Source organism: Bradyrhizobium sp. LTSP885 (genome assembly GCF_000938305.1).
Taxonomy (GTDB): Bacteria; Pseudomonadota; Alphaproteobacteria; order Rhizobiales; family Xanthobacteraceae; genus Bradyrhizobium.
This window is the reverse complement of record NZ_JYMT01000042.1, coordinates 208885-234513: the sequence shown is the minus strand read 5'-3', so window position 1 is coordinate 234513 and position 25629 is coordinate 208885. Positions and strand designations below refer to the sequence as shown.

Here is a 25629-nt window from a genome sequence, read left to right as displayed (position 1 = left end):
TGATTCCGGCGTGCGCGCGCCCACGAAAAAGAAATCGCAAAGCGCCGCGCCGCCGGCTCTGTTCGCTCGGCTCAATGCGCAAGTCACCCTCGATGCGCAGGCTGACGGAAGCATAGCCGCGCATTTCGACGGCTATGCGGAGCCGCTGGGGATTTTCGGCGCCGCGGCAGCGGAGCGCGCCCAGGACTTGCGGTCGGGCTTGGCTCTCCCTTCGACTGAAGGTGATGCGGTCGAGCGAGATGTCGAGCGCCTGATCCGGCAATTGGCGCGCCGCGGTCTCGTGGAATACCACCTGCGGCGCGCGGACACCGATGATGATTTGGTGGTGATCGAACCGCAGATCCCGGATTACTGGCCACGAACGCCAAAACTTGGCGACGCGACGACGATCGCGCTGTCACGCTTCGCCTATCTGCGGCGGCGCGGCACCGACATGATCCTGGAATCACCGCGGGCCGGCGCCGTGTTCAGGATCTGCGATCCCCGAATTGCGCCCCTGCTCACGATCCTCGCCACGCCGCAGACGGTCAGCCGCATCAGGCGTCGCGACGACTACCCGGGACCGGCATTGCTCGCGCTGCTGCTGGATTGCCAGATCCTGATCGAGGTCGACACCGCAAAACCCGATGCGCTCCGGCAGGCGGAGGGCGATGACGGCCTTGTGCTGTGGGATTTTCACGACCTGCTGTTCCATACCCGCAGCACGGAAGGCCGGCAGGCCAATCCGCTGGGCGGCCTCTATCCGCACACCGGCCTGATCGCGCCACTGCCGGCGGTGCGGCCCACCTGGCCCGGCAAGACCATCAAGCTGCAGGAGTCCAGCAGGACCGCCTCACCGTTTGAAAAACTGCTGCACGAACGGCATTCCACGCGCGATTTCGATGACCAGAAACCAATCACGCTGGCTGAGCTTTCGACGCTGCTCGACAGCGTCGCGCGCATCAGGTCGAAATGGAGCAGCCAGCTTGAATTCGCCGACGACGGCCCTGACATCGAATACACCGGCCGGCCCTATCCTGGGGCGGGCAGCGCCTATGAGCTCGAGCTCTATCTGGCGGTTGCGAATTGCGACGGCCTGGCGCGGGGGTTCTATCACTATGACGCCGATGCGCACGCGCTCGCAGCCATCGACGTCCACCCGCAACACTTCGAATCCATGTTGCAAAGCGCCGTCTTTGCCATGGACGCGACATCGCCGCCGCAGATCCTGATCACGATCGCAGCGCGATTTGGCCGGATTTCCTGGAAGTACAGCGCGATCGCTTATGCGCTGATCCTGAAGGATGTCGGCGTGCTGACCCAGACGCTGTACATGATGGCAACCGATCTGGGCCTCGGCGGCTGTGCGATCGGCACCACCAATATCGATCTGTTTGCGAAGATGACCGGGCTCGACTTTCACGTCGAGGGGCCGGTCGGCCAGTTTGCGCTGGGGCGCGGCGCGGAGATACAAGCTTCCCGATAGCTCCTCGCCCCGTCATCGGACAAGAGAGAGCCCCGGACAACGCCGGGGCTCAAGTCCACGGGAGAGAACTGCGAAACCATCAGGTCATACCATGACGAGCTACCGTGCTCAGTCATCGAACCGCTCGCGACCACGACGTGTATTAGGGCACATTTACCTGCGTCAGGCTGTAGCCTCGCGGCAACAATCAGCGGGATTGATCGGATCGCCCGTGTTCCCCCCAGGGCTATCGCATATGGCATTCGCGGCTTCTGCAACTGAGCGCACTGCCAAAATATCGAAAACAACCTCATGCAAAGTAGCCGGCCGCTGCCGGCGCTCGACACGACTACTTGACATGTCGGGCAACTCAGCGGTATTGTTCCATTATTCCGAAATCACGCAAGCACCCTCGCCCAGGACTATCGCCTATGGCGTTTGCGGACTTTTGCAAGGGAACAGTTAGCCGTCAACGATCGCGACCGCCCTCGTCCATCCCGCCGACGCGCGCTCGATCTTCACCGGGAAGCACGAGACCATGAAGCCGGTCGATGGCAGCTGCTCCAGATTGTGCAGCTTCTCGATGTGACAATAGCCGATATGGCGGCCGGCCTTGTGACCTTCCCAGATCAGGCTCGCGTCCTTTGTCTCGGCATATTTCTTCGCGGTGTAGACGAACGGTGCGTCCCAGCTCCAGCCGTCGATGCCGGTCAGCCGCACGCCGCGCTCGAGCAGATACATCGTGGCTTCATAGCCCATGCCGCAGCCCGAGGTGACGTAATCGGGCCGACCATATTTGGCGCCGGCGCTGGTGTTGACGACGACGATATCGAGCGGCGACAGCGTATGGCCGATGCGCTTCAGCTCGGCTTCGACGTCATCAGCTGTCGCCACGTAGCCATCAGGCAGATGCCGGAAGTCGAGCTTCACGCCCGGTTGAAAGCACCAGTCCAGCGGCACTTCATCGATGGTCCAGGACCGCTCGCCGCGGTTCATCGTCGGATGGAAGTGCCAGGGCGCATCGAGATGCGTGCCGTTGTGGGTGGAGAGCGACACCATCTCCATCGCCCAACCCTGGCCGTCGGGCAGTTCCTCGGCCTTCAGCCCCTCGAAGAACTGCAGCATGCGCGGCAGTCCCTGCTGGTGATCGCTGTAATGGATAGTCGGGTGGAGACCGGGCGGATCGGCCGGCACGTCATTCTGCAGGGGAACCGAGATATCGATCAGTTTGCGCGCCATGGTGTCTCCTCGCTGATTTTTGTTTTGGGGCGGCGCTACCCTGCCAGCCCGCCTGCTCGATCGGCAAGCCACATCCATTTGTGCATTGAGGAGAGCCCCCCGCTCTGCGGCAAGCGGCTGAAAATACTTGCTTTCCCTTGAACCTTTTCAGCTCAAGGCGCGACCAACACAGACTGGGGATTTAAGGGCCCAGTAATTCGCGCAGCGCCGCCTGGATGATCATATTCCGTTCAGGCGGCGCTGTTGCATTTTAAGATGCAATCTCTAGTTTATCACAATGCCGGCAGCGCTGGCCCTTAAATCCCGATTGCTGCCGACTGAAAACCCCGCGCCGCCCGCGGGGTTTTCCTTATGGGCATGCCGCCGCCGCGCACGCGGCCGGTCTTTAGCGTCCGCGGCAGGTTCCAGAGGATGGCAAAGGGAAAGGGTTGGTCGGGGCAGCTGGATTCGAACCAACGACCTGCAGTACCCAAAACTGCCGCGCTACCAGGCTGCGCTATACCCCGAGGTTTCCGAGAAGCCATGTCGATACACGCATAAACCGGCGTCAGCAAGGCACCGGTTCAGGCGTTTTCATAGCGTTTTCAGCCGAAAAGCCAGAGCCGTTTCCGTTCCGATGGAATCGGAACGGGGCCCTGGATTGTTGTTTTGACGCGTTTTCTTAACGCGAACCGGTATCCACTTCGCTCGAAAACGCTCTAATGCCCGCTGAACAGCGGATGCCCGACCCGATCGCCGGGCTGGATGCCGTATTTCTGCGCGGTCCCCGCCACCACCTCCAGGACGCCCTTGGCCAGCCCGCGCGACGGGATGATCTTGGTCGAGAGCGGCTCGGTGCTTTCGGCGATCCGCAGGATGCGGCCGTCAGCGCGGATGAAGATCATGTCGAGCGAGACATAGGTGTTCTTCATCCACATCGACACCTCCTGCTCCGGCGAGAAGTCGAACAGCATGCCTTTGCCGTCCGCCAGCTCCTTCCGGTACATCAGGCCGGTTTCCTTCTCCTGCTCCGTGGTCGCGATCTCCACCGAGAACACGTGAACGCCTGACTTGGTGACGATCTCGAGCGGCTGGAAGGACGCGGCCTGCGCAGCCGGGCCTGCCAGTGCGCCGAACATGATGACGAGCGAGGCCATCAGCGACGGGCGAAGCCGCCCAACAAGCGAAGAGAAATTCATGCAGAGATACTCACGCCGGAGAAATTTCCGGCGGACCCTAACCCGACGATTGCGGCAAATGCCAGAGCCTTGGGAGCCGCCAAGCGGCTCACGTTTCCGTCAGGGCGGCCAATTGATTTAGTGCGACGACAGCGCCGACGGACCGCTCTCGGGGTGGATTTCGGCGGCCATCATGCCCTTGGAGCCGGGCCCGAAGCGCACCAGCACATATTGGCCAGGGCGCAGCTCGGTCATGCCGAAGCGGCGCAGCGTTTCCATATGGACGAAGACGTCAGGCGTCCCCTCGCCGCAGGTCAGGAAGCCGAAGCCGCGCAGCCGGTTGAACCATTTGACCTGCGCACGCTCGAGTCCGCTGGTCGCGGTAACAGTGACATGGGTCCGCGGCGGCAGCATCTGCGCCGGATGGATCGCCGTCGACTCGTCCATGGAGACGATGCGGAAGGCCTGGTAGCCCTTCGCGCGCTGCACGCATTCGACGACGAGGCGCGCACCCTCATAGGCGGTCTGATAACCGTCGCGCCGCAGCACGGTCACGTGCAGCAACACGTCCGGCCAGCCATTGTCAGGGACGATGAAGCCGTAGCCCTTCGAGGCGTCGAACCATTTGATGATGCCGGAGATTTCAACGAGATTGGCCGCGGCATCGCCGAGGCCGGAGAACGGATCCATCGCCGCATCACGCGGCGCGCCGCTCGTATATTCGCCAGGTCCAAGTCTGCCCTGTCCTGACGCGCCCGCCGGCGGTCCGCCAAGCTTCTTGGACTCAAATCCGTCCGACCCCATGACCCCGGACCCCACACATCAATTGTAATTTGCCGTCGTTGCGGCGAAGCCTGAACACGGCGCTCACCATGACCAACTCACGATAACGCCGCGCGAATCTCTCGACTCAAAAGATAACACTCCCGCCTGCGGCGCATAGCTAAAAAACGAATCTGCCGGGAACTATGAACAGGCTTGCGCGTCAGCGAATCAAATAGGCATCAATTGCCTACGAACGGACCGAGCGTCTCGCCGATGTCGTGGCGGATCACCAGGTCGGCAATGTCGTCCTGGTCGGTCGGCTCGTTGTTGATGATCACGAGCCGCGCGCCGCAGTTCTTCGCCATCATCGGAAAGCCCGCGGCCGGCCACACCACCAGCGACGATCCGATCGCCAGAAACAGATCGCAATGCTGGGTGAGTTCCGTCGCACGGCGCATTGCATCTTCGGGCATCGACTGGCCGAACGAGATCGTCGCGGTCTTGACCGGATCGCCGCAGCCCGCGCAGTCAGGCGCGCTGCCGCTTGCGTCGAAGCGCTGCTTCACCCACGACAGCTCGTACGCCTTGGCGCAGCCGATGCAGCGGGCATAGGTCGTGTTGCCATGGAGTTCGATCACGTCATCGGCCTTGAAGCCCGAGGCTTGATGCAGATTGTCGATGTTCTGGGTGATGATGCCGGGTACCTTGCCGGCGCGATAGAGCGAAGCCAGCGCGCGATGCCCGCGACCGGGCTGAGCCGCCGCAAAGGTCGGTTCCATCGCGAAGCGGCGACGCCACGACTCGTCGCGCGCCTCCTGACTGGCGATAAACTCGTCGAACGGGATCGGCCGGTTGCGGGTCCAGAGGCCGCCGGGCGAACGGAAGTCGGGAATGCCGCACTCGGTGGAGATGCCGGCGCCGGTAAAGGGAACAATGGAGGACGCCTCGGCGATCATCTTGCCGAGTTGCTCGACGCCGCTGCCGATATCTTTTGCAACTACGTCTTTTGCGATCACGTGTTTTGCAATCACTGGACATTGTCCGGTTGGCCGCGCCAACCATAGCACGGCTCAACCGACTGCGGGATCGATGCGCTGCGCGGCGGTCAGGCCGCTTTGGCGACCTGCTCCTTTGGCGTATCAGCCTCGTCGCTCTTCCTAACCTTGGCAATCGGCGCCGCCGTCGGCAGCTTCTTCACCGGCCTTGCATATTGCGAGAGCTTGAGAAGCTCGGCTTCTAGCTCCGCCTGGCGTGCCGCAACTTTCTCATAAAGCTTTTCGGTCGCCTGATCGCGCAGGCTTGCGAGTTCTTCGATGCTCAGTGCGTCCAGATCGATCTTTGCCATGGCGGTCTCCGGTTTTCTTTTGGCTAGCGGGAAGCTGCGCGAGCGACAAGACGGCGTGCGCCTTATCCACCGCCTTCGCTTCATCACAATCCTGCAACGTCCATTCCGCATTCGCGCCCAAATCGCCCGCGTCTATTCGCATGGGGATAGGGCCACAAGCAGGATGGGCAATGACCGAGAAGGAAGACAGCCTCGCGCGGGAACGCGAGGAGATCGCCGCGCGTATCGCCAGCTTCAAGGCAACGCAGGACAGATTTCAACGCGAGCGCCAGGACTATTACGCCAGCACCCTCGGCGGGGCCTGGAGCGGATTTCAGCGCAAGACAGCTTAAGTTCGCGCGACCCGAAGCATGATCTGGAAATTCAAGCGCGACGATGATCCATCCCGCTGCAGGCACGCTTTAGCGCGCAATTGAAAACCCTGGAGCGATTATGGGACGCGAGATGCCGTGCGGTTCCATAGCCATGCGATTGCGCAGGGCTACCATCAGTTTGCGCCGGAACAGAAAGACAACCTGCGGGTTTAAGCTCGCGGGAAAGCGAGGTTGGCGTCATGCCAGCATGGATGGAACTTGTGCTCAATGTGATGGCCTTTGCCGGCTTCATCGGCATCGCGACGTATCACAAGCATCCGAATGGGAAGCTGCCGGACTGAGCCGGTCGGCAGCACCTCCATTAGTTCGCCTTGTGCGGGTCGCCCGCGGTACGCACCAACCTATCCGCCTTCACCAGCACGTGGTCATTTTCCGGCTGCGGCCGGAGCCAAAAGCTGATCGCGACAAAGCCAGCACAGAACAGCAGCCCCACCACCATCACGCGTCGGTGGGTCGGTCTGTCAGCATTGTGAAACGAAGGCATCATGGCTGTCACCGCAGCCATCCGTAACGCAATCACAGGTCGGTGCAACGCGATCCTGCGCTTAACCTAACTGAATAGGGTTATCGCCGATGCGGAAACGTTCAGCGTGCGCCGCCGCCAAAGTCTTCCACCGACTTATCCAAAGCTTGTCCGCAGCAAATCCACAGGGGCGCCAGCCGGATTTACCAAGTGGCTTCGTGATCTTGCTGCGCACAAATCCACAGGCCACCTGTGTTCGGCACGATCCGGTGGATCAGCCCTCGGCCAGCCGTTTCAGGGTGGCCCGGAAGCTCAGGCTGCGGGTTCCCACCAGCGCGGTGCCGAACGCGTCCGCGCCGTCCTCCCAGAACGTCCCCGAAAAGCCGCTGTTGACCTCCTGCCCGCCGGACAGCGGCCGGACGAATGGATCCGGAAACGGGGTGTGCTGGTTGGTGCGGAGATGGCCCTTCCAGGTCCCGTCCCCGACCGTGTAGGCGCCGACCGACCAGAAATGCGGACCGCCGCCGACCAGGAGGCCATCGCGCAGGATCAGAATGCCGCTGTCCCGGCCCCTCACACCGTCAGTCATGTGCATGTGAAGTGAGTAAAGTCCGTTCTTCATCACCCTCGTCGCCCGCCTCCGGTTGCAGCATTATGGCGCGAACCGGGCCGGTTCGCGAGCGGGGCTCGTTGCAGCGTTTTTGCGCAACTCGCGTGGCACCCGGTCCGGAGCCGTCCCGACGGCCATTCCACCCGAATCCGTTTACAAAACATTAAGAGCGCGCTGACACGCCGATGCCCAGCCAGATCGACCAGGACCCGTGACCGGACCGGCATTGCAGAAGCGCCTGCGACACCCTGCCACGACACGTCGTTTGCTGCTATTGAGTGCCGCGAACCGCTCGACCGAACCGTCCCCAGAAAACTCCAGGGAGCCAACAACTATGCGTTATCTCCACACCATGCTGCGCGTCCGCAACCTCGACAGCGCGATCAAGTTCTATCAGGACGCGCTCGGGCTGCAGGAAGTGCGCCGCATCGACAACGACAAGGCCCGCTTCACGCTGGTGTTTCTCTGCGCGCCCGAAGATCTCCATTTGCTCAAATCGGTGCCGCAGACCCGCGGCGCGCCGCTGGTCGAACTCACCTACAATTGGGACGAGGAGAAGTACGGCGAGGACCGCTATTTCGGCCACCTCGCCTACGAGGTCGACGACATCTACGCGACCTGCGACAGACTGATGAAGATGGGCGTCACCATCAACCGCCCGCCGCGCGACGGCAACATGGCGTTCGTCCGCTCGCCCGACCTGCACTCGATCGAGCTCTTGCAGAAGGGCGATCCGAAGCCGCCGGCGGAGCCGTGGACCTCGATGCCGAACACCGGCCACTGGTAAGCACTAGACCGATTCCTCCGCCCTGTTCGAGCCTGGATTGACGCCTCCGTATCCGCGGGATACCTGGTTCGGATCCAGATTAGGAACATGAAGCGGCCCACGACGTTGCTCTTCCATCACGGAGGAGACGACAATGGGAAGAGGACTTTTGCTTTGGCTGTTGGGTGTGCCGATCCCGGTGATCATCCTGTTGTGGCTGTTCTTCGGCCGCTGAATTCAGTTTGCCGCGCAGCGCGCCGGCAACGGACTTAAGTGCTGCAACCGACTGAGGTGCAAGAGGCCCTGCCGTGACGCGGCGGGGCCTCTTTTTTGTACTCCGGACAATTCATCCCGCGCTTTTCCCAAAGCACTCCGCTAAGACCATCGGCAAACAGCAACAGCGGGAGAGAACGCGTGACTGATCGCAACCAGCAACTGACGATCTGGGGCCGGGCCAATTCGGTCAATGTGCAGAAAGTGCTCTGGTGCCTGGCTGAACTCGACCTGCCCCACCAGCGCGTCGACGCCGGCATGCAGTTCGGCAAGAACGATCAGCCCGACTATCTCGCGATGAATCCGAATGGCCGCGTGCCGACGCTGGTCGACGGCGACTACGTGCTGTGGGAATCCAACTCGGTGATGCGCTATCTCTGCATGGCCTATGGCGAGCGCTCGCCGATCTATCCGCAATCGCCGAAGGCGCGCGCCGCGGTCGACCGCTGGCTCGACTGGACGCTGTCGATGTTGCAGCCGGTCGACCGCCCGGTGTTCTGGGCCTTGGTGCGCACGCCACCGGAGAAGCGCGACATGGTGCAGATCCAGAAGGACGTCGATGCCGCGGCCGTCGTGTGGCGCGTTATCGAGTCTCAACTCGCAACCCGCCGCTTCATCGAGGACGATCAATTCACCATCGCCGACATTGCAATCGGCGCCTATGCGCGGCGCTGGCTCGGCGTCGAAGGCGTCAGCAAGCCGAAGCTGCCCAATCTGGAGCGCTGGTTCAACGAGATCGCACAGCGGCCCGGATTCGTCCGCTTCATTGCACCGCCGATGTCGTGACTTGCAGAGGAGGCGCGTCAGCGCCCGGCGGACGTTCCGACGCCCACGCTGGTGCTACCGCCAAGCTTCACGCAGGTGTCGGTGCCTTCGACCTTGACGAAGCCCGGCCCGAGCGACGCGCAGGAATTGCTTCGCGCCGCGGCCTTCGACGGCAGCGTCTTGCCGGCATCGGTCGGTGTCTGAAGATTCCAGCGGTTGCCTTGCTGGGCCAACGCAACAGCCGGCAGCAAGGCGACAATGATGGCGAAGGATGTTGTCCGCATCAGGCCTTTTATCGCGCGTGGCCCCAAGAGGCTAGCTCAAGACGCTAGCTCACGACGCGGTTACCTCACGACGCGGCTAGAGCCGTTTCCGTTCCGATGGAATCGGAACGGGGCTCTAGATTCTTGTTTTGACGCGTTTTCTTTGCGCGAACCGGTACCCACTTCGCTGGAAAACGCTCTACCTCACGAATTTGACGCCGCAGGTCTTGCCGCGACGCCAGACCACTTCGCAGGCCCGGCCGCTGCGGGTGTCGCGCGAGAAGGCAAGCCGCAGCTTGGCCGGCAGCGTGTTGTTGTCCGCGACCGTGATCTTGGCGCCTGACGGCGAGATATCCTCGACCATGCAGGGGCGCGCGGCAAATCCGCCGTCCAGCGTGATCCAGCCGGATTGGCGCAGCGATTTGCGCGCTTCGCGCTTCTTGGTCCCTAAAGCCATCACATCATCCCCAAGGCTCAGCCCTACCGCCGGTGGCTTTACAAAGGGTTGCGAAATCATCCGGCATTAGAGCGATTCTGGGATTGTGGCGACGGCTGCGCCAAGCCGGGAAAAGGCCCTCCTGAGCGCTTGCCCGCCCGGCCATTCGCCACTATACGTTCGCCCGTCGCGGTCGGTGAACGGCTGTGGCCGGTCCGGCGCATCTCACGGGTAACGTATTGATTTGCCGGGAGTTTTGCTCCCTTCGTCTATCGGTTAGGACGCCACCCTTTCACGGTGGAGAGAGCGGTTCGATTCCGCTAGGGAGCGCCACAGCGCGAAGCTCCCCAAAATTATCCCGATTGTTCAATGCCTTGCGACAGCAACTTAATCCCAGCGGATTGCTGTTGGCTGCGCTAACTGTTCCAATTGTTAAGGTGCTGTCCTGTTTGGAACACCGTAAAAATCCACTATGTGTGGTCTCGATTCGCGCACTGCCGACCTGCGGCACCGAGCCCAGGCCGGTGCCGGGCCCTCACCTGGTCTGCGACTTTCCTCACAACGACGCAGACGACCGACGACATTGAATGTCATAGTTGCAGCCATCCATGAAAAGGCCATGCCGGCGATCCTGACCACCGATGAAAAGTGCAACGAAGATCGTGTCGCGGCGTAGCAACCCAAACAGCCGGTCTCGCGAATTCGAAGACGCGGTCCCCTTGCCGGGCCGGACGCCGCTCGATTCGAGGCGATCCCAGGTCGAGGCGCTGACGCGCGCCGCCCTCCTGTTCGCGTTCTTCGGATTGCTGTTTTTTTCCTTCACCAAGGTCTCGTGGATCCAGCCGTTGTTCCACGTCGGATTTAACGACCGGTGGTTGGCGCTCTCTGCGGTGCCGGTCTGCCTGACCATCGCAATCGGAGCCGCGTTCGTTTTTGCGCGCTTCAGCTTCGGCTATCTGGTCGGATTCTATCTCTTCGTGATGATGGCAGGCTACTTCTGGCTCAATGCCTTCAGCCTGCTCAGCTACGATCACCATCAGGCCCTCGTCGCATCAGCGATCTCGATCGTGTTGTTTCTGCTGCCTGCCTTGATGGTCCGCGGGGATATCATTCGCCCACAGCTCCCGGCCGCGGTTCTGAACCGGGCCCCCGAAATCATTCTCGCGATTTCGACCTTCGTGTTGATTTGGTGCGCGCTTGACGACTTCCATATCGTCGGCTTCGACGAAATGGAGAAATACAGGGCTGCGATCGCGCGCCCGCGCCTCGCTGAATATGCGATCGGCAATGTCAACGGCGCCTTGATCCCTTTCGCTCTGGCGTGCGCCTTCATGCGCGACCGGAAATGGATGGTGGCGGCGCTTTGCATCGTATCGCTGGCATATTATCCGGTGACGTTCACCAAAACGGCGATCCTCATCGCGCCGTTCGTGGTCTTAGTGGCGGCGATGTCTGTGCGCTTTGAGGCGCGGATCGTTGTCATCCTGTCGCTCATGATACCGCTGCTGATCGGACTGGTAGCGATCGCCGGCAGCGGGAAGCAAGACATGAACGTCTTCCGCCAGATCGTGTTTGGGATCCTGGATTTCCGGCTGCTGGCGGTTCCTGCGATTTCGCTGGAGCACTATTTCGATTTCTTCCAGCATCACCCGCACACCTATTTCTGCCAGGTGTCCTTCCTCAGACCATTGATGAGTTGCCCCTATTCCGACCAGCTCGGCGTTCTGATGGCCAACGAGTACCATATCGGCAGCATGAACGCGTCGCTGTTCGCAACCGAGGGCGTTGCGTCGGTCGGGCCGCTGTGGATGCCGCTGGCGGCGTTGGTCTGCGGGCTCATCATCGGGGTCGGCAACAAGGCCGCGGCAGGATTGCCAACGCGCTTTGTGCTGATTTCCGGCGCGATCGTCCCGCACACGCTGTTGAACGTGCCGCTGTCGACCACGCTGCTGTCGAACGGGCTGGCGCTGTTGATGCTGCTCTGGTGGATCACACCGCGCGATCAGGCGACCGGTGAAAATGTAATGGTTTCGATGGGCCCGCCTGGGTGAGAGGCGAACTCACGCGGCGGCCGGACCAGCAACCCGCTTACCGGTTGGTGACGCTGGCCACATCCTGGCGGTCGCTTGGCTGCGTCGCGGGCTTGATGCAGGTGCTGCAGATCACGAGTTTCCGCGCCAATTGTTCGTCGTCATCAGCGGCCAACGGCTGCCGGCTGTCGGTCGATTGCGCTACAGCCGGCGAGGCGTTCCGCGCATGCCGTTGCGGCGGCGCGAGGTTGGGATCCCGTCCGGCGCCGTCCCAGGCGATCGGTCCCGGTCCTGATGGTGCCGAGGTGGTCGTCATGCCGTATTGCGCATATTGCGCACAGGCACCAAGCGAGATCGGCAGAAGCAGGACCGCAGCCCTGCTCACCCAGTTCCGGAACGAGGACATGTTCACACTCTCACGCTATTCGTACTGTGACCTAAAAGCAGAACCGCTAAGAAATCGTTTGCCCTGTTGACCGACCATCGTATCCAACGAAGACGGTATTGAGGCACAAACGGCAAAACAGGAACCCGATCATGTCTGACATCAACGGTCGCTTCGATGGCAGGCGTGTGCTCGCCGACCTCAACGCACTCCGGGCCATCGGCGCCTACAAGACCGGTGTCCACAAGCCGACATTTTCGGAACCGCATATCCGCTCGCTCGACTGGCTTGCGCAGCGGCTCCCCGAGGCAGGTCTGATCGCGACGATCGACGGGATCGGCAACGTTCTCGGCAGTAGCGCAAAGGCGGGACCGAAGCTGCTCGCCGGCTCGCATCTCGAAAGCCAGAACCATGCGGGCTGGCTCGATGGCCCACTTGGGGTCATCTATGCGCTCGAAGCGGCACGCGTGCTCAACCCCGACAGCAGCGTGAACGGCGCGGTCGAGGTGGCGGCCTGGTGCGACGAGGAAGGACATTTCGGCCATTTCCTCGGCAGCCGCTCCTATGTCGGTGCCGTCACCGAAGCCGATATCGATGCCGCGCGCGACCGCAGCAGCGATCGCACGATGCGGCAGTCGTTGCAGGACGCAGGACTCGCCGGCCGCCCACGCCTGCAAGTCGAACCGGGTCGCCACATCGGCTATCTCGAGGCCCATATCGAGCAGGGCGAGGCGCTTGAGAGCAGTGGCCTCAAGATCGGCGTCGTCACCTCGATCGTCGGGATCTGGCAGTACCGGATCGCGTTCACCGGCGAGCAAAACCATGCCGGCACCACGCGGATGGCGATCCGCAAGGACGCGGGCTTGGCGCTCGCAAGATTCTGCGTCGCGATCGACGACAGCTTCCCTGCTTTGTGCGGACCGCGCACGGTGTGGACGACGGGCCGCATCACCCTGGATCCCGGCGCGACGAGCATCATTCCGGGCGGCGCCGAGATGCTGTTCCAGATCCGCGACGATGATCCTGATGTGATCGCGCGGCTTGAGGCGCATCTGCGCGGCTTGGCGGCCGAGGTCACCGCACAAGGCCGTTGCAGCGTCGAGGTTGAGCGTATCAGAACCGGTGTGCCTGCGATCATGAACACCGCGTTCCAGGATGCGATCGAGGCAGCCAGCGCCGGCTTTGCCGGCGGCAAATCGGTGCGAATGCCGAGCGGTGCCGGCCACGACGCCCAGACCCTCGCCACCATCATGCCATCAGCCATGCTGTTCGTGCCGTCGATCGGCGGCATCAGCCATCACTGGACCGAAAACACCGACGATGCCGACATCGTCATGGGGGCCGAAGTCTTTGTCGAAGCCTGCCGGCGCCTGCTGGCGCAACCGGCCCAAGGGGCCATCGCACCGCGCTGATCGCGCTTTAGGCGCGCCGTCCAAACGGAACCACCGCCCAGACCCGCTCGTGCACATAGTACCAGGCGATCTTGGTCACGATTTCGAGCCCGGCGATCGAGCCTGCGATCGCGACCTTGCCGGTCATGAACCAGCTGATCGCAAAGGTGTCGAGAGTTCCCAGCGTCCGCCAGCTGACGGCCTTGAGGATCGACCGCGCATGAGTCTCCGCTCCACGTAACAGCACCCGGCAACGCCTCCCGTCTGAACAACAATGCACGTCTACCACGCCGTTCATCGCGCCGCTTGATCCTCGCGCGTCTGAAGCCAACCGTCAGCTACAGCAGAATGTGAGTTCCGAATACGGGCCCACGGCGGCGGACCGACTTGCAAAGCGCTGGATTTATGGCCATTTTCGTCCAAAGCGAGGTCAGATTTCGTTCATGTGGTTGCTTGAGTCACTTCCGACTGTGATTGGCGTCGCCGCCATCGCGCCTGCGTTGCTGGTGCTTTGGCTGGTGATCGCCGCCGACGAGCGCCCTGGGCCGCCCACCCAGGTGTGGCTGGCCTTCGTGCTCGGCGCGGCCAGCATTTCGCTGCTGGGCCTGGCGCGGGTGCCGTTCAACGCGCTACTCGCGATTCCCGGCAATCCCTGGATGACGCAGGCGGTCCGCTCGCTGTTCGGCGTCGCGGCGCCGGAAGAAATCGTCAAGGTCCTCGTCATCGTCGCCATCTCGGCGCGGCGCCGCGCCTTCGCCGACCCGATGGATACGGTGGTCTATGGCGCCGCGGCCGGACTTGGCTTTGCCGCCTATGAAAACCTCGCCTATCTGGTCCAGCACAAGGACATGTGGCGCGCGCTCGCGGCCCTGCGCAGTGTGCTGACCGTCCCCTTCCATGGTTCGCTCGGCGTCATCGCCGGCGCTTACCTTGCGATCGCCCGCTCGGGCGGCGCACTCGGCGCGCACCGGCGCAACCGCGACTGGCAGCGCATCTCAAGCTGGGCGCTGGTGCTGTTCGCGCCGATCGCGCTGCATGCGGCGTTCGACTTTCCGTTGCTCTCCCTGCAGCGCAATCCAGACCTCAGTTCAACGGCGCGACTGTTGCTGGGTTCTGCGAGCGTGCTGATCGGCTTCTCTTCAATCGGCTTCGCGATACGGCTGGTACGGCGCGTCGGCAGGCATCACGCACCGCGCACCGAACTTGCGCGCGAGCGGCTCAGCCAGTTGCGGCGGATGTGGGCACTCCTGCTGATCGGCAGCGGCGCAGGCTTTGCCGGCGTCGCCTTCCTGCTCACCTCGCTGCATCACTGGTACGTCAACCCCGAGCGCAATGCCTCGTTCATCCTGGTTCCGATCGGCTTCACGTCGATCCTGATCGGTCTTGCCCTCCTGATCGCGACCACGACGGTCTACTTTCTCGGCCGCAACCGAATGCGAACGGCGCCGCAGGGCTTTTCGTCGGCACCCGGTCCGGGCTAGGGTAGCGCTCACGCTCCGACACCGGGAGAGCCGCGATGACCCTTTCCAACAACCTCGACAAGCTGAGGTCGGAGCTGAGCGCCGCGGTCAAGGAGCACTGGAAGGCCTTCCTGTTCGAAGGCATCCTGCTCGTCATCCTCGGCATCGCGGCTGTCATCGTGCCGCCGCTGGCGAGCCTCGCCGTCACCATCATGCTCGGCTGGATGTTCCTGATCTCCGGCGTCGGCGGGCTGATCGTGACCTTCTGGGCCCGCAACATGCCGGGCTTCTGGTGGTCGCTGATCTCGGCGGCCCTCGCCGTTCTCGCCGGCCTGGTGCTGCTGACGCGCCCCGTCCAGGGCGTGCTGACGCTGACCATCGTGGTCGGCGCCTATTTCCTCGCCGAGGGCGTCACCACCATCATGTACGCGCTGGAGCATCGCCGCGAATTGTCCGGGCGCTGGTCGTGGCTGCTGATCGCAGGCCTGATGGACATCGTGATCGCTTTCTTCATCATTGCCGGCCTGCCGGGCTCCGCGGAATGGGCGCTCGGTCTGCTCGTCGGCCTTAACCTAATGTTCGGCGGCGCCTCCCTGATCGGCATGGCGCTGGCGGCACGCAACGCCTCATAGAGGGACAAGTCCGGCGCTGTCGGATTTTGGATGACAAGCCAAAATCCGTGCGCTATAGAGCCGCCCCATGATCACCGCCGCCACCAGCTATTGGTACTTTAGCTACGACAGCTTGCTGGCGGCAGGAGGATCACGCTCAATCTAAAGAATTGCAGCATAAGTCCGAACCAAGCCGCCAGATCCTGGCGGCTTTTTTTGTGCCGGCAGGTCCCAGTCCCCAAAGGAGCCAAGCCGTGTTGAGCACAACAGACGATCTTCGGATCAAGGAACTGAAAGAGCTGAGTACGCCCGAAGAGGTGATGCGGGAGGTCCCGCGCACCCTGACGGCGACGCGGGTCGTGATGGGCGCCCGCAACGCCATCCACGCGATCCTGCACGGAACCGATGACCGCCTGCTGGTCGTCGTCGGCCCCTGCTCGATCCACGATCCCGCGGCGGCCGTCGACTATGCCGAGCGCCTCGCCGGCCTGCGCGAACAGCTCGCCGACCGCCTCGAGATCGTGATGCGGGTCTATTTCGAGAAGCCGCGCACCACCGTCGGCTGGAAGGGCCTGATCAACGATCCCGATCTCGATGGCAGTTTCGACATCAACAAGGGGCTCCGCCTGGCCCGCAGCGTGCTGTCGGCGGTGAACAATCTCGGCCTGCCGGCCGGCACCGAATTCCTCGACATGACGACGCCGCAATACATCGCCGACCTCGTGTCGTGGGCGGCGATCGGGGCGCGCACCACCGAGAGCCAGATCCATCGCGAACTGGCGTCGGGATTGTCTTGCCCGGTCGGCTTCAAGAACGGCACCGACGGTGGCGTTCGGATCGCGGCGGACGCGGTGCAGTCGGCCTCGCACCCGCATCACTTCATGGCGGTGACCAAGGGCGGCCGATCGGCGATCGCGGCGACCAGCGGCAACGAGGACTGCCACGTCATCCTGCGCGGCGGCCGCGCGCCGAACTATGACGCCGCCAGCGTCGATGCTGCCTCGGCCGAACTCGGCCGCGCCGGCGTTGTGCCACGGTTGATGATCGACACCAGCCACGCCAACTCGAGCAAGAAGCCGGAGAACCAGCCGCTGGTGGCTGCCGATATCGCTCGCCAGATCGCGGGCGGCGAGCAGCGCATCGTCGGCACGATGATCGAGAGCAATCTGGTCGCGGGTCGCCAGGACGTCGTACCAGGCACCGCGCTGACCTATGGCCAGAGCATCACCGACGGCTGCATCGACTGGGATACGACAGTTACTGTGCTGAAGCAGTTGGCTGACGCCGTCGCGGCCCGGCGAGGCGCGCGACGAGGCAGCCTGAAGGAGCTCACGGCCTGACGCGGCAAGATGGATTGAGGGTTGGATTGAGCGCCAACGGCGGGGCGCGCGATGTCGCGCTCCGCCTGCCTCCTGTCCCGGCTAGCAGCCGCGGCAGATGCTCTTGATCTTCTTGTCCAGCGCGGCGTCTTCCTTGTTCGCCGGATCGTTCGGATTGCTCAGATTCTTCTCGCTCGGCACATCGCCGGCCCGCGGCTGGCGGTGGCCGACCGGCGCCGGGGGCAATTGGCCGCCCTTCTGCGCGGTGGACGATCCGCCCTGCTGCGCCAACGCCTGTTGCGCCAGGATCTGGGTGGCCCCGACAGCAACCAGCAACGCCAACGACAAAACTGTTTTCCGCATCTCGCGTCTCCGCTTCTCAGCCCTTTGATCGCGCCCGTTCGGGGCATCGATGGTCGCGCAGTTGCGTCGCCCGCGTGCTGCGCAATCCTGCACCTTCCGTATATCGGCCATCGCGCTAAGTAGCCAGATTCCCGCGCCGGCCGGCACCACAAAGAATCCGGGCATCACAGCATTCTCGATCCCGCTTCTGCCGCGTCCCCCGGCGGCCCCTGCCGTCCGTCCCCGGCCCGGCTCATCGCCGGCTCATGTTTCAGGCGGGTACACGTGAACGTCACCGCAATAATCGACGATACGATACCGCCGTTCCGCGGAATCTTCACGTTCGCGGGAAGCTGACTGCGACAAATAGGTCGGCCCGATCGGCGCCTTGCCATGGCCGCCGGGGATATCGAGCACGTAATCCGGCTGGCACAGGCCTGAGACGCGCCCGCGCAGGGCCCGCATCAATTCCTGCCCGGCCTCGATCGTGGTACGCAGATGCGCGGTGCCCGGCGCGAGATCGCCGTGGTGCAGGTAATACGGCTTGATCCGGCACTCGACGAACGCCCGCATCAGGGCTGTCAGCGTGGCGGCATCGTCATTGACCCCGCGCAACAGCACGGACTGGCTGACCAGCGGGATTCCGGCGCCAGTGAGGCGCGCACAGGCCGCGCGGGCATTCGCGGTCAGCTCGCGCGGATGGTTGGCGTGGACCGCGATCCAGGTTGTCGCACCGTCGCAACGCAGTGCCGCGATCATGTCGGCATTGATCCGCTCCGGATCGGCAATCGGCACCCTTGTATGGATGCGGATGATCTTCACATGGTCGATCCCGGCGAGATCGGCCATGATCTCCGACAGCCTGCGCGGCGACAGCATCAAGGGATCGCCACCGGTCAGGATCACTTCCCAGATCTCCTGATGCTTGCGGATGTAATCCAGCGCCGCGCGATAGGCGTCATCAGACAAGGCCGTAGCCTTGCCCGGTCCGACCATTTCGCGGCGGAAACAGAACCGGCAATACACCGCGCAGACGTGGACGAGCTTGAACAGCACCCGATCGGGATAGCGGTGCACGATCCCGGAAACGGGCGAATGCGCATCGTCGCCGATCGGGTCGGCCGTCTCGCCGGGCTGCTCGACGAGCTCCTCGGCGCTCGGGACGAACTGCCGCGCAATCGGATCATCAGGATCGGCCACATCGATCAGTGCGGCTAGCTCCGGCGTCACCGCGACCGCATAGCGCGCCGCCACCTTTTCCAGGTCGGCAAGCGCCGAGGCCGGCGCGAGACCGGCCTCGATGAGGTCACGCGGCTGGCGCAGCGTCGCCGCCAGTTTGGGATCGATCCTGTTCATGTCTCTCCTGCAGGCGGGGTCCAGACCACCTGGTCAATCCTGGGTGCGCCGCTCGCCAGCATCACCAGCCGGTCGAACCCGAGTGCGACGCCGCTCGCCTCCGGCATCTGGCCGACCGCGGCGATGAAATCCTCGTCGAGCGGATAGCGCTCGCCGTAGCGGCGGGCCTTCTCGTCCATCGCGGCGGTGAAACGATGGCGCTGCTCGGCGGCATCGGTCAACTCGCCAAAGCCGTTGGCAAGCTCGACGCCGCAGGCATAGACCTCGAAGCGCTCCGCCACCCGCGGATCGCCGGACTTGGTGCGGGCCAGCGCGGCTTCCGGTGACGGGTATTCGAACAGCACGGTCAACCGGCCCTGCCCCAGATTGGGCTCGACATGCTCGACCAGCACCTTGCTGAAGATATCGGACCAGGTGTCGTCGTCCGCGATCCGCACCCGCCCGCTCGCGGCCGCCGCCAGCGCCGCCCGATCGCCCTCGCCGCCGGCAATCGTCGCCAGGAGATCGATGGCCGAAAACCGCTCGAAGGCCGCAGCCACGGTCAGCAGTTCCGGTTCGGCGAAGGGGTCGGCGGTCCTGCCGCGGAACGAGAACGGCCCGATCCCGGTAGCCTGCGCGGCGTGGGCGATCACGACGATCGTGTCGGCCATGATGGCGTCGTAGCCCGCATTGGCGCGGTACCATTCCAGCATGGTGAATTCGGGCAAATGCAGATCGCCACGCTCGCGGTCGCGGAACACCCGCGCGAACTCGTAGATTTTCGCTTCACCGGCTACGAGCAGCTTCTTGCAGGCGAACTCCGGCGAGGTGCGCAAGAATCGCGTCGCATGTGAGCCGTCGGCCAGAATCAGCTCGGTGCGTGGCGCATGGAGATGCGTCTCGTTGCCCGGAGATATCTGGAGGACCCCGGTCTCGACCTCGGCAAAGCCCTGCTCCTCGAACCAGGCCCTGACCGCCTTTGTGATCGCGCTCCGCGCCAGCAGGAACGGCCTGCGGTCGGCATAGCGCGCCGCTGTCCACCAGGGTGAGGGCTTGTCCTGTACGGTCATGCCGCCTCCGGCTTTCTGGAATCGACATCAAGACGCCCGCCATCTTGTTGAGGAAACAAGTGCAAGCCATTGAAATTAAGCCAATTGACGACTGGCATAGCCTGACATCTCACGGAAACGCGCGGGAATTCGTCCCTTCATGTCGAAAGACGCCCGCCTTGTCCATGCGCCCCTGACTGAACCTTGGCAACCGGCCGAAATCGGCCGCAAAAGGCTGGCATCTCAGGGACAAATCAGTATGTTGCAGCCCGAAATCGCCCCATGGCTCTAGGGACAGCCCATTCGGTTTGCGTCCACGGCCGTCAAATTCAGGAAAACACCTTTGAAAGTCATCGCCAGCTCCATCCGCAAGGGCAACATCATCGAGCAGGACGGCAAGCTCTATGTGGTGCTGTCAGCCGAGAATATTCACCCGGGCAAGGGCACCCCGGTCAGCCAGATCGAAATGCGCCGCATCGGCGATGGGGTGAAGGTCGCGGAGCGCTACAAGACCACCGACCAGGTCGAGAAGGCCACCGTCGAGGACCAGAACTACAACTTCCTCTATGAAGACGGCGACGGCTTCCACTTCATGAATGGCGAGAATTACGACCAGGTGCAGGTCTCCAAGGAGACCGTGGGATCGTCGGCGCCATACCTGCAGGAAAACATGACCGTGAAGCTCTCGATGCACGACGGCAATCCGGTCGCGATTCAATTGCCCCAGCGCGTGACGCTGGAAGTTGTCGAGACCGAGCCGGTGACCAAGGGCCAGACCGCCTCCTCCTCCTACAAGCCAGCGATCCTCTCCAATGGCGTCCGCACCGGCGTGCCACCGCACGTCGCCACGGGCACGCGCATCGTTGTCATGACCGAGGACGGTTCCTACGTTGAACGCGCCAAGGATTAGGCGGCCAAAGTGTTTTCGAGCGAAGTGGACACCGGTTCGCGTGAAGAAAACACGTCAAAACAAGAATCTAGAGCTGCGGTTCTGATGCAATCAGAACCGAAAACGCTCTAGTCTCTGGCGATGACTCGCATGGGCCGGGGGGTGCATTGAACAGGAAGGTTGTCAGCTTCGTCAGTTGCTGGCTGGCAGCCCTGCTCTTGCCCCTGCCCGGCGCTTGCGCCGACGAGTTCAGGACACCATCGATCTCGGCCATGCGGGTCGAATGGCGCGCGGTGCTCGAGCAGCTCCGGCAGGAGATCAACGCCCAGCCGGCCATCGCCCAAAGCTTCACCTTCGCCAGTCAGCGCCGTGTCCCGGCCTCCGATCCGCGTTCAATGCCCGCTTTGGTGCAGTTGAACGCGATGACATCAACGATCTTCCCCGGCATCGCGCGCAGCCCTGTTCCCGTGCTGCTGCCGTTCGATACTGCAAGCTATTTCGATGCACGGCAGCGCGGTGCGCCGGACAGCCTGTCGTTGCAGCGCTATCAGGCTGACTTCCGCCCTGCCGATTTCTTCGATGCCGGCGCAGCCGGGTATGACGCCGTATTCTCGCTCGAACCAGGCGCCGGCGACGGCATGCCGCAGCGGACCTACGCAAAGCCGGTCGAGGTGCAGATATCAGGCTCGATCCTGGTCTACGACCTGGTCGACCGGCTCGGCGGCAAGGGCGAACCGGTCAAGCCGCTGGCGGCCCAATTCCCCGACATGCGGCGCTTCATCCGGGAAGGCTATGTCCGCTACGCCTTCACCCGCTTCGGCATTCCCTATGTCGTGTCGATCCAGTGCCTCGACAGCGCGACGCGCCCGAAGCGGCTGGCCTGCCGCGAGGCCTATCCCGTCGCGGAACGCTTCCTGAAGGCCCTGCGCATCGCCGGCGGACAGCCATCGCGGCCACGCAACGATATCGCCTCCGACGTCGCCGAACGGCCCACGGCGCCCTCGCCCGATTTCACCTATCACCCGAGCGGCGACATCATCGCCAACAGCGGCGGGCGCAAGCAAGGCGGCCACGCCGACGTCACCGCCTATTCGCAGATCCGCTTTCCGCTCGAGAAGGCGCCGGCCTTCGCCCACTCGCAGTCGTTCGCGAAGCGCAAATCGGACGGGCCTGCCGACAGCTATCCCTGGCAGGACAATTTCTGCGAGGCGCGCAGCTTCGAGGTCGGGCAATGCGCCAGCGGCTTTGGCCATCAGGGCCAGGATATCAGACCGGGCGCATGTCCGGCGGACAGCAAGGATGGTTGCGATCCCAAGCAGCAGGCGATCGTCGCGGTGCGCGACAGCATCGTGATCCGCTCGCCGCAGCAGCAGGCCGCGACCCTGCAGGTCAACACAACAACCGAGCATGTCCGCTTCCGCTACATGCACATGAACCCGTCGGTAATGGACGCCGAGGGCCTGCTCAACGGGCGCGGCGTCGCCGAGGGCGAGAAGATCGGTGTGGTCTCGAACTATCTCGATCACCCCAACGGCACGTCGCGGCACCTGCATTTCGACGTGCAGGTGTTCACGCGCGACGGCTGGCTGTGGGTCAATCCCTACACCACGCTGGTGTCGTCCTATGAGCGGCTGATCCGCGGCCGCGGCCGCGAGATCGGGCCGGAGCCGGGACCCGCGGCCGCCGTGGCCCATGCCCTGCCCGACGACGTCGCGCATCACATCGACATCCAGGAGGGTGGCGGCAATTAGAGCGCTCTGCAACATTCAGCAATATGCGCCTCCGTGTCTGCAATGTTCCGAAATTTGCCGGCCATGATGGCCGCCTACGACGGTAGTTCCGAACAATTGGGGACTACTTATGCGGGCTGCGCCACGAACAACGATATCCCAGGTCATTTTCATGTCGACCCTCGTGGTCACCTTGGCTGGGTGCGCGACTGCGCAGCTGGAAACGGCGGGATCGTTGGCGTCATACGACGAGTTGGGCCCCGCGGATGGCCTTGCGACCAAGTCAAAACTTCGAATCGACAAGGCCGACGTGCTGGCGGCCAGGACCGTCGCGATCACGCCCACGGCGTATTCGGGCGCAGCCACAACACCCGGACTGTCGGACAAGCAGCGCCGTGTCATCGCCAACCACATTGATCGATCGCTGTGCATAGGGTTGAGCGATCGATTTGTTGTCGTCCCTCCGGGGCAGCCCGCCGATCTCACGGCACATATCACCATCACCCATGTCACGATAACCGACGCGGTCGTGGCAGGCGTATCCAAGGCCGCTTCGATTGCGCCAATGTTCATAACTTCAAGCGTCCCCATTATCGTACCTCGCATTCCCTACGGGATGGGTGCCTTATCGGTCGAGGCGGAAGCCAAGGACCCGAGCGGCCGGCAGCGCGCGGCTTTCGTCTGGGCGCGGGGTGCGGACATGTTGACCAGCAATGCCCGGGTCGCCGCGTCAGGTGACGCCTATGATCTGGCGGGCGAATTCGGCGCCGATTTCAGCAAACTGCTGAATACCGGCGAGAACCCGTTTGACCATCATCTGACGCTCCTGACCGGGCAACACGTGCAATCGTCGTTCGGCGGAACGCCAAAATATGCCGCTTGCGACGCGTTTGGTCGCGTCGGCATTCCCGCCCTCTTCGGCGGCAAGCTGGGACAGCCGCCAGAGTGGACCGATGATGCGACACCGGTCGTCCAGTGACCTAAATCGGCGGCGCTGCTGCCGTTTGGGACTCGCACAACGGGAGTGACGATGGTTGAATCGGATTTGACGTGATGGGCCACATCGATCTGGATCTTGGCATGCAAGGCGTCCCGCAAATTCTCATCGTCGACGACGATCTCGAGATCCGGCGATTGCTCGGCCGCTATCTCACCGAGCAGGGCTATCGCGTACATCTGGCTTCCGATCAGCGGACGATGAAGGACGCGTTGATCGCAAACGAGGTGAGCTTGATCGTTCTCGACGTGATGTTGCCCGACGGATCCGGCCTCGACATCTGCCGCGACCTTCGTCGCGAGGGATCCGAGGTCCCGGTCATTCTCCTCACCGCCCTGAAAGAGGACGTCGATCGTATCATCGGCCTGGAAATCGGCGCCGACGACTATCTCGGAAAGCCGTTCAATCCGCGCGAATTACTGGCACGAATTCGCGCAGTGCTGCGCCGGAAAACAGCTCAGGACATCAAGATTGCGCAGACCGTCGAACACCGGTTCGGCAAATTCAGGCTGCGCCCTGGCACCCGCCAGGTCTGCACCGATGCCGAGCTTCCACTCGAACTGACCAGCGCCGAATACGAGTTGCTATTGGCGCTCGTCAGACGCCCGGGACGGCTGCTCACGCGCGACCAGCTCCTCGACCTCACCAACCGCGGCAGCGAAGACGTGTACGACCGGTCGATCGACGTCCTCATGAGCCGATTGCGCAAGAAGCTCGGCGACAACGAAGACATGCAACTGATCAAAACCGTGCGGAACCGTGGCTATACGTTCTCGGCACGTGTTGAAACAATCGGCGAAGAGCCATGAATTCGATTCGGGTTCGCATCACACTCATGCTCGTCTGTTCGGTCCTGTGCGTCGTCGTCCTGGCCGGCGCAGTGATGTCGCAGATGGTCGTGCGCCTCGTCGAACAGAATTTTCGCGACGGACTGACGGATCGCGTCACGGCCTTTTCCAACGTCATCACCTTCAAGGACGACACTGCGATTTTGCATCTGCAGCCGGCGCCGGCGGAAGGAGAAATCCTGGAGAAGCCGACCGAACTCCTGAAGCAGTCGTTCGCGAAGTCACATAGCCAGTTCGACATCTTCGTCAAGCGGGCACCGAACGGTCGCGTCTGGGCGTCGATCAAAATGGGGCCGGGCTGGCTCAGCTGGCCGGTGCCCGACCACACGCCGCCGCTCGAGGTCTGGTACGGCCTGGCCGGGTGGATGGCGCTCGTTACGGCGGGCGTCATAGGCGTCGCTCTCACCGTCGCCCATCAGACCACGAAGCAACTCAAATTCCTCGAGACCATGGCGCTGTCGGTCGGGAAAGATGGTGTTCTGCCTGTCATCCGCGAAGAAGGGTCGGCAGAGATCAAGGCGACTGCCCGCGCTCTCAACGTGCTGGCCAGGAACCTGAAGAAGGCGATGGACAGCAAGATCCGACTGGTTGCCGCTGCCGGACATGATTTGAGAACGCCGATGACCCGCATGCGGCTCCGTGCGGAATTCCTCGGGGATGGCGAACGCGCGGAATGGATCCGTGATCTCGATGAGATGGACAGGATTGCCGACAGCGCGATCCAGCTCGTCCGTGAAGAAACAGTCGGAAAGGGCACCGAAATCACCAGGCTGGACGAACTCGTTGGCGGCATCTGCAATGAGCTTCGCCTGATCAAGCTGCCGGTTCGGACCGCCGATATCGAGCCAGCCGTCGTCAGAATTTCTCCGATCGCGCTAACGCGGGCATTGCGGAACCTTGTGATCAACGCCGCGACACACGGCGGCGGCGCGATCGTCAGCGTCGCGGCGTCCGACGGAGTAGCGCGCGTCGTCATCGAAGATGACGGCCCCGGCATTCCCGAGAAATTCCTTGAAAGCGCTTTCGAACCATTCTTTCGCGTCGATCCTGCGCGTCGCCAGCCGATCCCGGGCGCCGGACTGGGGCTTGCAATTGCGAAGGAAATCATTGAGCGACAAGGTGGATTCCTGGAGATCGAGAACCGACACCCCCACGGGCTGAGGCAGACACTTTCATTCGAGATCGACGTGCTGCTCGCGCCACCGTCCTCCGACAACGCGATGGAGCGTGTGAGCTGACCAGCCTTTGGCGTGGCAGGTCCTGGCCTGTTTCAGCCCTTGGTGACACAATTTGAAATTGTCCGTAGCTCAAATTCGCGTCGGGACGTGATATCCTGCGTCCCA

The 25629-nt window shown here is 63.0% G+C and carries 28 protein-coding genes and 2 tRNA genes; 15 read left to right on the top strand and 15 right to left on the bottom strand.

From position 1 onward, the window contains the following. Positions 1 to 10 precede the first annotated feature (10 nt). Positions 11 to 1465 (top strand): SagB family peptide dehydrogenase, encoded by a 1455-nt coding sequence (locus UP09_RS30115; RefSeq protein ID WP_082070342.1) that lies wholly within the window; start codon positions 11 to 13, stop codon positions 1463 to 1465. 441 nt (positions 1466 to 1906) lie between these two features. Here UP09_RS30115 and UP09_RS30110 read toward each other — a convergent pair whose 3' ends face one another. From UP09_RS30110 to UP09_RS30085, 6 genes are all read right to left on the bottom strand, one after another. Next, positions 1907 to 2683, bottom strand: a complete 777-nt coding sequence (locus UP09_RS30110) for a cyclase family protein (RefSeq protein WP_044541981.1) — start codon at positions 2681 to 2683, stop codon at positions 1907 to 1909. A 429-nt stretch (positions 2684 to 3112) separates the two neighbouring features. Next, positions 3113 to 3189, bottom strand: a tRNA-Pro gene (locus tag UP09_RS30105). Between the two features lie 192 nt (positions 3190 to 3381). Next, complete coding sequence (locus UP09_RS30100; protein WP_245302333.1) at positions 3382 to 3819, bottom strand: DUF192 domain-containing protein; 438 nt, start codon at positions 3817 to 3819, stop codon at positions 3382 to 3384. Positions 3820 to 3978: 159 nt separating this feature from the next. Continuing rightward, positions 3979 to 4644, bottom strand: coding sequence for a cold-shock protein (locus UP09_RS30095; RefSeq protein ID WP_044541979.1), 666 nt, complete (start codon positions 4642 to 4644; stop codon positions 3979 to 3981). Between the two features lie 200 nt (positions 4645 to 4844). Continuing rightward, on the bottom strand, positions 4845 to 5561 hold the full coding sequence (locus UP09_RS30090) for an SIR2 family NAD-dependent protein deacylase (RefSeq protein WP_044542653.1): 717 nt from the start codon (positions 5559 to 5561) through the stop codon (positions 4845 to 4847). Positions 5562 to 5710: 149 nt separating this feature from the next. Beyond that, a complete protein-coding gene (locus UP09_RS30085) occupies positions 5711 to 5950 on the bottom strand; it encodes a hypothetical protein (RefSeq protein WP_044541978.1) in 240 nt (79 codons plus the stop codon). A gap of 170 nt (positions 5951 to 6120) precedes the next feature. Here UP09_RS30085 and UP09_RS38240 point away from each other — a divergent pair, with 170 nt between their 5' ends. Beyond that, positions 6121 to 6282 (top strand): hypothetical protein, encoded by a 162-nt coding sequence (locus tag UP09_RS38240; RefSeq protein WP_197082765.1) that lies wholly within the window; start codon positions 6121 to 6123, stop codon positions 6280 to 6282. Between the two features lie 343 nt (positions 6283 to 6625). Here the strand turns inward: UP09_RS38240 and UP09_RS30080 are convergent, their stop codons facing one another. After that, positions 6626 to 6829, bottom strand: coding sequence for a hypothetical protein (locus UP09_RS30080; protein ID WP_082070341.1), 204 nt, complete (start codon positions 6827 to 6829; stop codon positions 6626 to 6628). Positions 6830 to 7061: 232 nt separating this feature from the next. Then, positions 7062 to 7409 carry a GrlR family regulatory protein gene (locus UP09_RS30075; protein ID WP_044541977.1) on the bottom strand — a complete coding sequence of 116 codons (348 nt, stop codon included), beginning with the start codon at positions 7407 to 7409 and terminating at the stop codon, positions 7062 to 7064. Positions 7410 to 7731: 322 nt separating this feature from the next. Between UP09_RS30075 and UP09_RS30070 the strand changes: the two genes are divergently transcribed. After that, positions 7732 to 8184 carry a VOC family protein gene (locus UP09_RS30070; protein ID WP_044541976.1) on the top strand — a complete coding sequence of 151 codons (453 nt, stop codon included), beginning with the start codon at positions 7732 to 7734 and terminating at the stop codon, positions 8182 to 8184. Positions 8185 to 8577: 393 nt separating this feature from the next. Beyond that, a complete protein-coding gene (locus tag UP09_RS30065; RefSeq protein ID WP_044541974.1) occupies positions 8578 to 9222 on the top strand; it encodes a glutathione S-transferase family protein in 645 nt (214 codons plus the stop codon). A gap of 17 nt (positions 9223 to 9239) precedes the next feature. Here the strand turns inward: UP09_RS30065 and UP09_RS30060 are convergent, their stop codons facing one another. Then, positions 9240 to 9485, bottom strand: coding sequence for a hypothetical protein (locus tag UP09_RS30060; RefSeq protein ID WP_044541973.1), 246 nt, complete (start codon positions 9483 to 9485; stop codon positions 9240 to 9242). A gap of 178 nt (positions 9486 to 9663) precedes the next feature. Next, positions 9664 to 9921, bottom strand: a complete 258-nt coding sequence (locus UP09_RS30055) for a PilZ domain-containing protein (RefSeq protein WP_044541972.1) — start codon at positions 9919 to 9921, stop codon at positions 9664 to 9666. Positions 9922 to 10158: 237 nt separating this feature from the next. On the opposite strand from UP09_RS30055, the gene UP09_RS30050 reads away from it, so the two are divergent. Both UP09_RS30050 and UP09_RS30045 read left to right on the top strand, forming a co-directional pair. Continuing rightward, a tRNA-Glu gene (locus tag UP09_RS30050) sits at positions 10159 to 10233 on the top strand. A 308-nt stretch (positions 10234 to 10541) separates the two neighbouring features. Next, positions 10542 to 11951 carry a hypothetical protein gene (locus UP09_RS30045; RefSeq protein ID WP_052833256.1) on the top strand — a complete coding sequence of 470 codons (1410 nt, stop codon included), beginning with the start codon at positions 10542 to 10544 and terminating at the stop codon, positions 11949 to 11951. A gap of 37 nt (positions 11952 to 11988) precedes the next feature. Here UP09_RS30045 and UP09_RS30040 read toward each other — a convergent pair whose 3' ends face one another. Further along, positions 11989 to 12336 carry a hypothetical protein gene (locus UP09_RS30040; RefSeq protein WP_044541971.1) on the bottom strand — a complete coding sequence of 116 codons (348 nt, stop codon included), beginning with the start codon at positions 12334 to 12336 and terminating at the stop codon, positions 11989 to 11991. Positions 12337 to 12467: 131 nt separating this feature from the next. On the opposite strand from UP09_RS30040, the gene UP09_RS30035 reads away from it, so the two are divergent. Continuing rightward, on the top strand, positions 12468 to 13727 hold the full coding sequence (locus UP09_RS30035; RefSeq protein WP_044541970.1) for a Zn-dependent hydrolase: 1260 nt from the start codon (positions 12468 to 12470) through the stop codon (positions 13725 to 13727). Positions 13728 to 13734: 7 nt separating this feature from the next. Here UP09_RS30035 and UP09_RS30030 read toward each other — a convergent pair whose 3' ends face one another. Continuing rightward, positions 13735 to 13953, bottom strand: a complete 219-nt coding sequence (locus tag UP09_RS30030; RefSeq protein WP_044541969.1) for a DUF2061 domain-containing protein — start codon at positions 13951 to 13953, stop codon at positions 13735 to 13737. A gap of 196 nt (positions 13954 to 14149) precedes the next feature. Here UP09_RS30030 and UP09_RS30025 point away from each other — a divergent pair, with 196 nt between their 5' ends. The 3 genes from UP09_RS30025 (at position 14150) to UP09_RS30015 (ending at position 17117) form a co-directional block, all read left to right on the top strand. Then, a complete protein-coding gene (locus UP09_RS30025) occupies positions 14150 to 15187 on the top strand; it encodes a PrsW family glutamic-type intramembrane protease (protein WP_044541968.1) in 1038 nt (345 codons plus the stop codon). Positions 15188 to 15222: 35 nt separating this feature from the next. Then, positions 15223 to 15798, top strand: a complete 576-nt coding sequence (locus tag UP09_RS30020) for an HdeD family acid-resistance protein (RefSeq protein ID WP_044541967.1) — start codon at positions 15223 to 15225, stop codon at positions 15796 to 15798. Positions 15799 to 16031: 233 nt separating this feature from the next. Continuing rightward, positions 16032 to 17117, top strand: a complete 1086-nt coding sequence (locus tag UP09_RS30015) for a 3-deoxy-7-phosphoheptulonate synthase (protein ID WP_044541966.1) — start codon at positions 16032 to 16034, stop codon at positions 17115 to 17117. Between the two features lie 81 nt (positions 17118 to 17198). Here UP09_RS30015 and UP09_RS30010 read toward each other — a convergent pair whose 3' ends face one another. From UP09_RS30010 to epmA, 3 genes are all read right to left on the bottom strand, one after another. Beyond that, a complete protein-coding gene (locus UP09_RS30010) occupies positions 17199 to 17459 on the bottom strand; it encodes a hypothetical protein (protein ID WP_044542650.1) in 261 nt (86 codons plus the stop codon). Positions 17460 to 17702: 243 nt separating this feature from the next. Further along, the gene (locus tag UP09_RS30005) at positions 17703 to 18794 is read right to left on the bottom strand and encodes a lysine-2,3-aminomutase-like protein (RefSeq protein ID WP_044541965.1); all 1092 of its coding nucleotides are present in this window, start codon (positions 18792 to 18794) and stop codon (positions 17703 to 17705) included. Further along, positions 18791 to 19843, bottom strand: coding sequence for an EF-P lysine aminoacylase EpmA (gene epmA / locus UP09_RS30000; RefSeq protein WP_044541964.1), 1053 nt, complete (start codon positions 19841 to 19843; stop codon positions 18791 to 18793). Before epmA ends, UP09_RS30005 begins: the two co-directional genes overlap by 4 nt. Before the next feature lie 322 nt (positions 19844 to 20165). Between epmA and efp the strand changes: the two genes are divergently transcribed. The 5 genes from efp (at position 20166) to UP09_RS29975 (ending at position 25524) form a co-directional block, all read left to right on the top strand. After that, positions 20166 to 20732, top strand: coding sequence for an elongation factor P (gene efp, locus UP09_RS29995; RefSeq protein WP_044541963.1), 567 nt, complete (start codon positions 20166 to 20168; stop codon positions 20730 to 20732). A gap of 146 nt (positions 20733 to 20878) precedes the next feature. Next, positions 20879 to 22462, top strand: coding sequence for a peptidase M23 (locus UP09_RS29990; RefSeq protein WP_044541962.1), 1584 nt, complete (start codon positions 20879 to 20881; stop codon positions 22460 to 22462). A 151-nt stretch (positions 22463 to 22613) separates the two neighbouring features. Further along, a complete protein-coding gene (locus UP09_RS29985; protein ID WP_197082764.1) occupies positions 22614 to 23420 on the top strand; it encodes a DUF3313 domain-containing protein in 807 nt (268 codons plus the stop codon). A 74-nt stretch (positions 23421 to 23494) separates the two neighbouring features. After that, positions 23495 to 24247, top strand: coding sequence for a response regulator (locus tag UP09_RS29980; RefSeq protein WP_283806025.1), 753 nt, complete (start codon positions 23495 to 23497; stop codon positions 24245 to 24247). Then, positions 24244 to 25524 carry a sensor histidine kinase gene (locus tag UP09_RS29975; protein WP_044541959.1) on the top strand — a complete coding sequence of 427 codons (1281 nt, stop codon included), beginning with the start codon at positions 24244 to 24246 and terminating at the stop codon, positions 25522 to 25524. Before UP09_RS29980 ends, UP09_RS29975 begins: the two co-directional genes overlap by 4 nt. Positions 25525 to 25629 lie beyond the last annotated feature (105 nt).

Bases quoted from the DNA above. Each gene is read 5' to 3' on its own strand.
- UP09_RS30045 (WP_052833256.1), top strand. From the start codon at position 10,542: ATGAAAAGTGCAACGAAGATCGTGTCGCGGCGTAGCAACCCAAACAGC.
- UP09_RS30090 (WP_044542653.1), bottom strand. From the start codon at position 5,561: ATGATCGCCGAGGCGTCCTCCATTGTTCCCTTTACCGGCGCCGGCATC.
- UP09_RS30095 (WP_044541979.1), bottom strand. From the start codon at position 4,644: ATGGGGTCGGACGGATTTGAGTCCAAGAAGCTTGGCGGACCGCCGGCG.
- UP09_RS38240 (WP_197082765.1), top strand. From the start codon at position 6,121: ATGACCGAGAAGGAAGACAGCCTCGCGCGGGAACGCGAGGAGATCGCC.
- UP09_RS30025 (WP_044541968.1), top strand. From the start codon at position 14,150: ATGTGGTTGCTTGAGTCACTTCCGACTGTGATTGGCGTCGCCGCCATC.
- UP09_RS30035 (WP_044541970.1), top strand. From the start codon at position 12,468: ATGTCTGACATCAACGGTCGCTTCGATGGCAGGCGTGTGCTCGCCGAC.
- UP09_RS29985 (WP_197082764.1), top strand. From the start codon at position 22,614: ATGTCGACCCTCGTGGTCACCTTGGCTGGGTGCGCGACTGCGCAGCTG.
- UP09_RS29975 (WP_044541959.1), top strand. From the start codon at position 24,244: ATGAATTCGATTCGGGTTCGCATCACACTCATGCTCGTCTGTTCGGTC.
- UP09_RS30055 (WP_044541972.1), bottom strand. From the start codon at position 9,921: ATGGCTTTAGGGACCAAGAAGCGCGAAGCGCGCAAATCGCTGCGCCAA.
- UP09_RS30085 (WP_044541978.1), bottom strand. From the start codon at position 5,950: ATGGCAAAGATCGATCTGGACGCACTGAGCATCGAAGAACTCGCAAGC.
- UP09_RS30100 (WP_245302333.1), bottom strand. From the start codon at position 3,819: ATGGCCTCGCTCGTCATCATGTTCGGCGCACTGGCAGGCCCGGCTGCG.
- UP09_RS30020 (WP_044541967.1), top strand. From the start codon at position 15,223: ATGACCCTTTCCAACAACCTCGACAAGCTGAGGTCGGAGCTGAGCGCC.
- UP09_RS30070 (WP_044541976.1), top strand. From the start codon at position 7,732: ATGCGTTATCTCCACACCATGCTGCGCGTCCGCAACCTCGACAGCGCG.
- UP09_RS30005 (WP_044541965.1), bottom strand. From the start codon at position 18,794: ATGAACAGGATCGATCCCAAACTGGCGGCGACGCTGCGCCAGCCGCGT.
- epmA (WP_044541964.1), bottom strand. From the start codon at position 19,843: ATGACCGTACAGGACAAGCCCTCACCCTGGTGGACAGCGGCGCGCTAT.
- UP09_RS30075 (WP_044541977.1), bottom strand. From the start codon at position 7,409: ATGAAGAACGGACTTTACTCACTTCACATGCACATGACTGACGGTGTG.
- UP09_RS30080 (WP_082070341.1), bottom strand. From the start codon at position 6,829: ATGGCTGCGGTGACAGCCATGATGCCTTCGTTTCACAATGCTGACAGA.
- UP09_RS30060 (WP_044541973.1), bottom strand. From the start codon at position 9,485: ATGCGGACAACATCCTTCGCCATCATTGTCGCCTTGCTGCCGGCTGTT.
- UP09_RS30010 (WP_044542650.1), bottom strand. From the start codon at position 17,459: ATGCGGAAAACAGTTTTGTCGTTGGCGTTGCTGGTTGCTGTCGGGGCC.
- UP09_RS30040 (WP_044541971.1), bottom strand. From the start codon at position 12,336: ATGTCCTCGTTCCGGAACTGGGTGAGCAGGGCTGCGGTCCTGCTTCTG.
- UP09_RS30110 (WP_044541981.1), bottom strand. From the start codon at position 2,683: ATGGCGCGCAAACTGATCGATATCTCGGTTCCCCTGCAGAATGACGTG.
- UP09_RS29980 (WP_283806025.1), top strand. From the start codon at position 23,495: ATGGGCCACATCGATCTGGATCTTGGCATGCAAGGCGTCCCGCAAATT.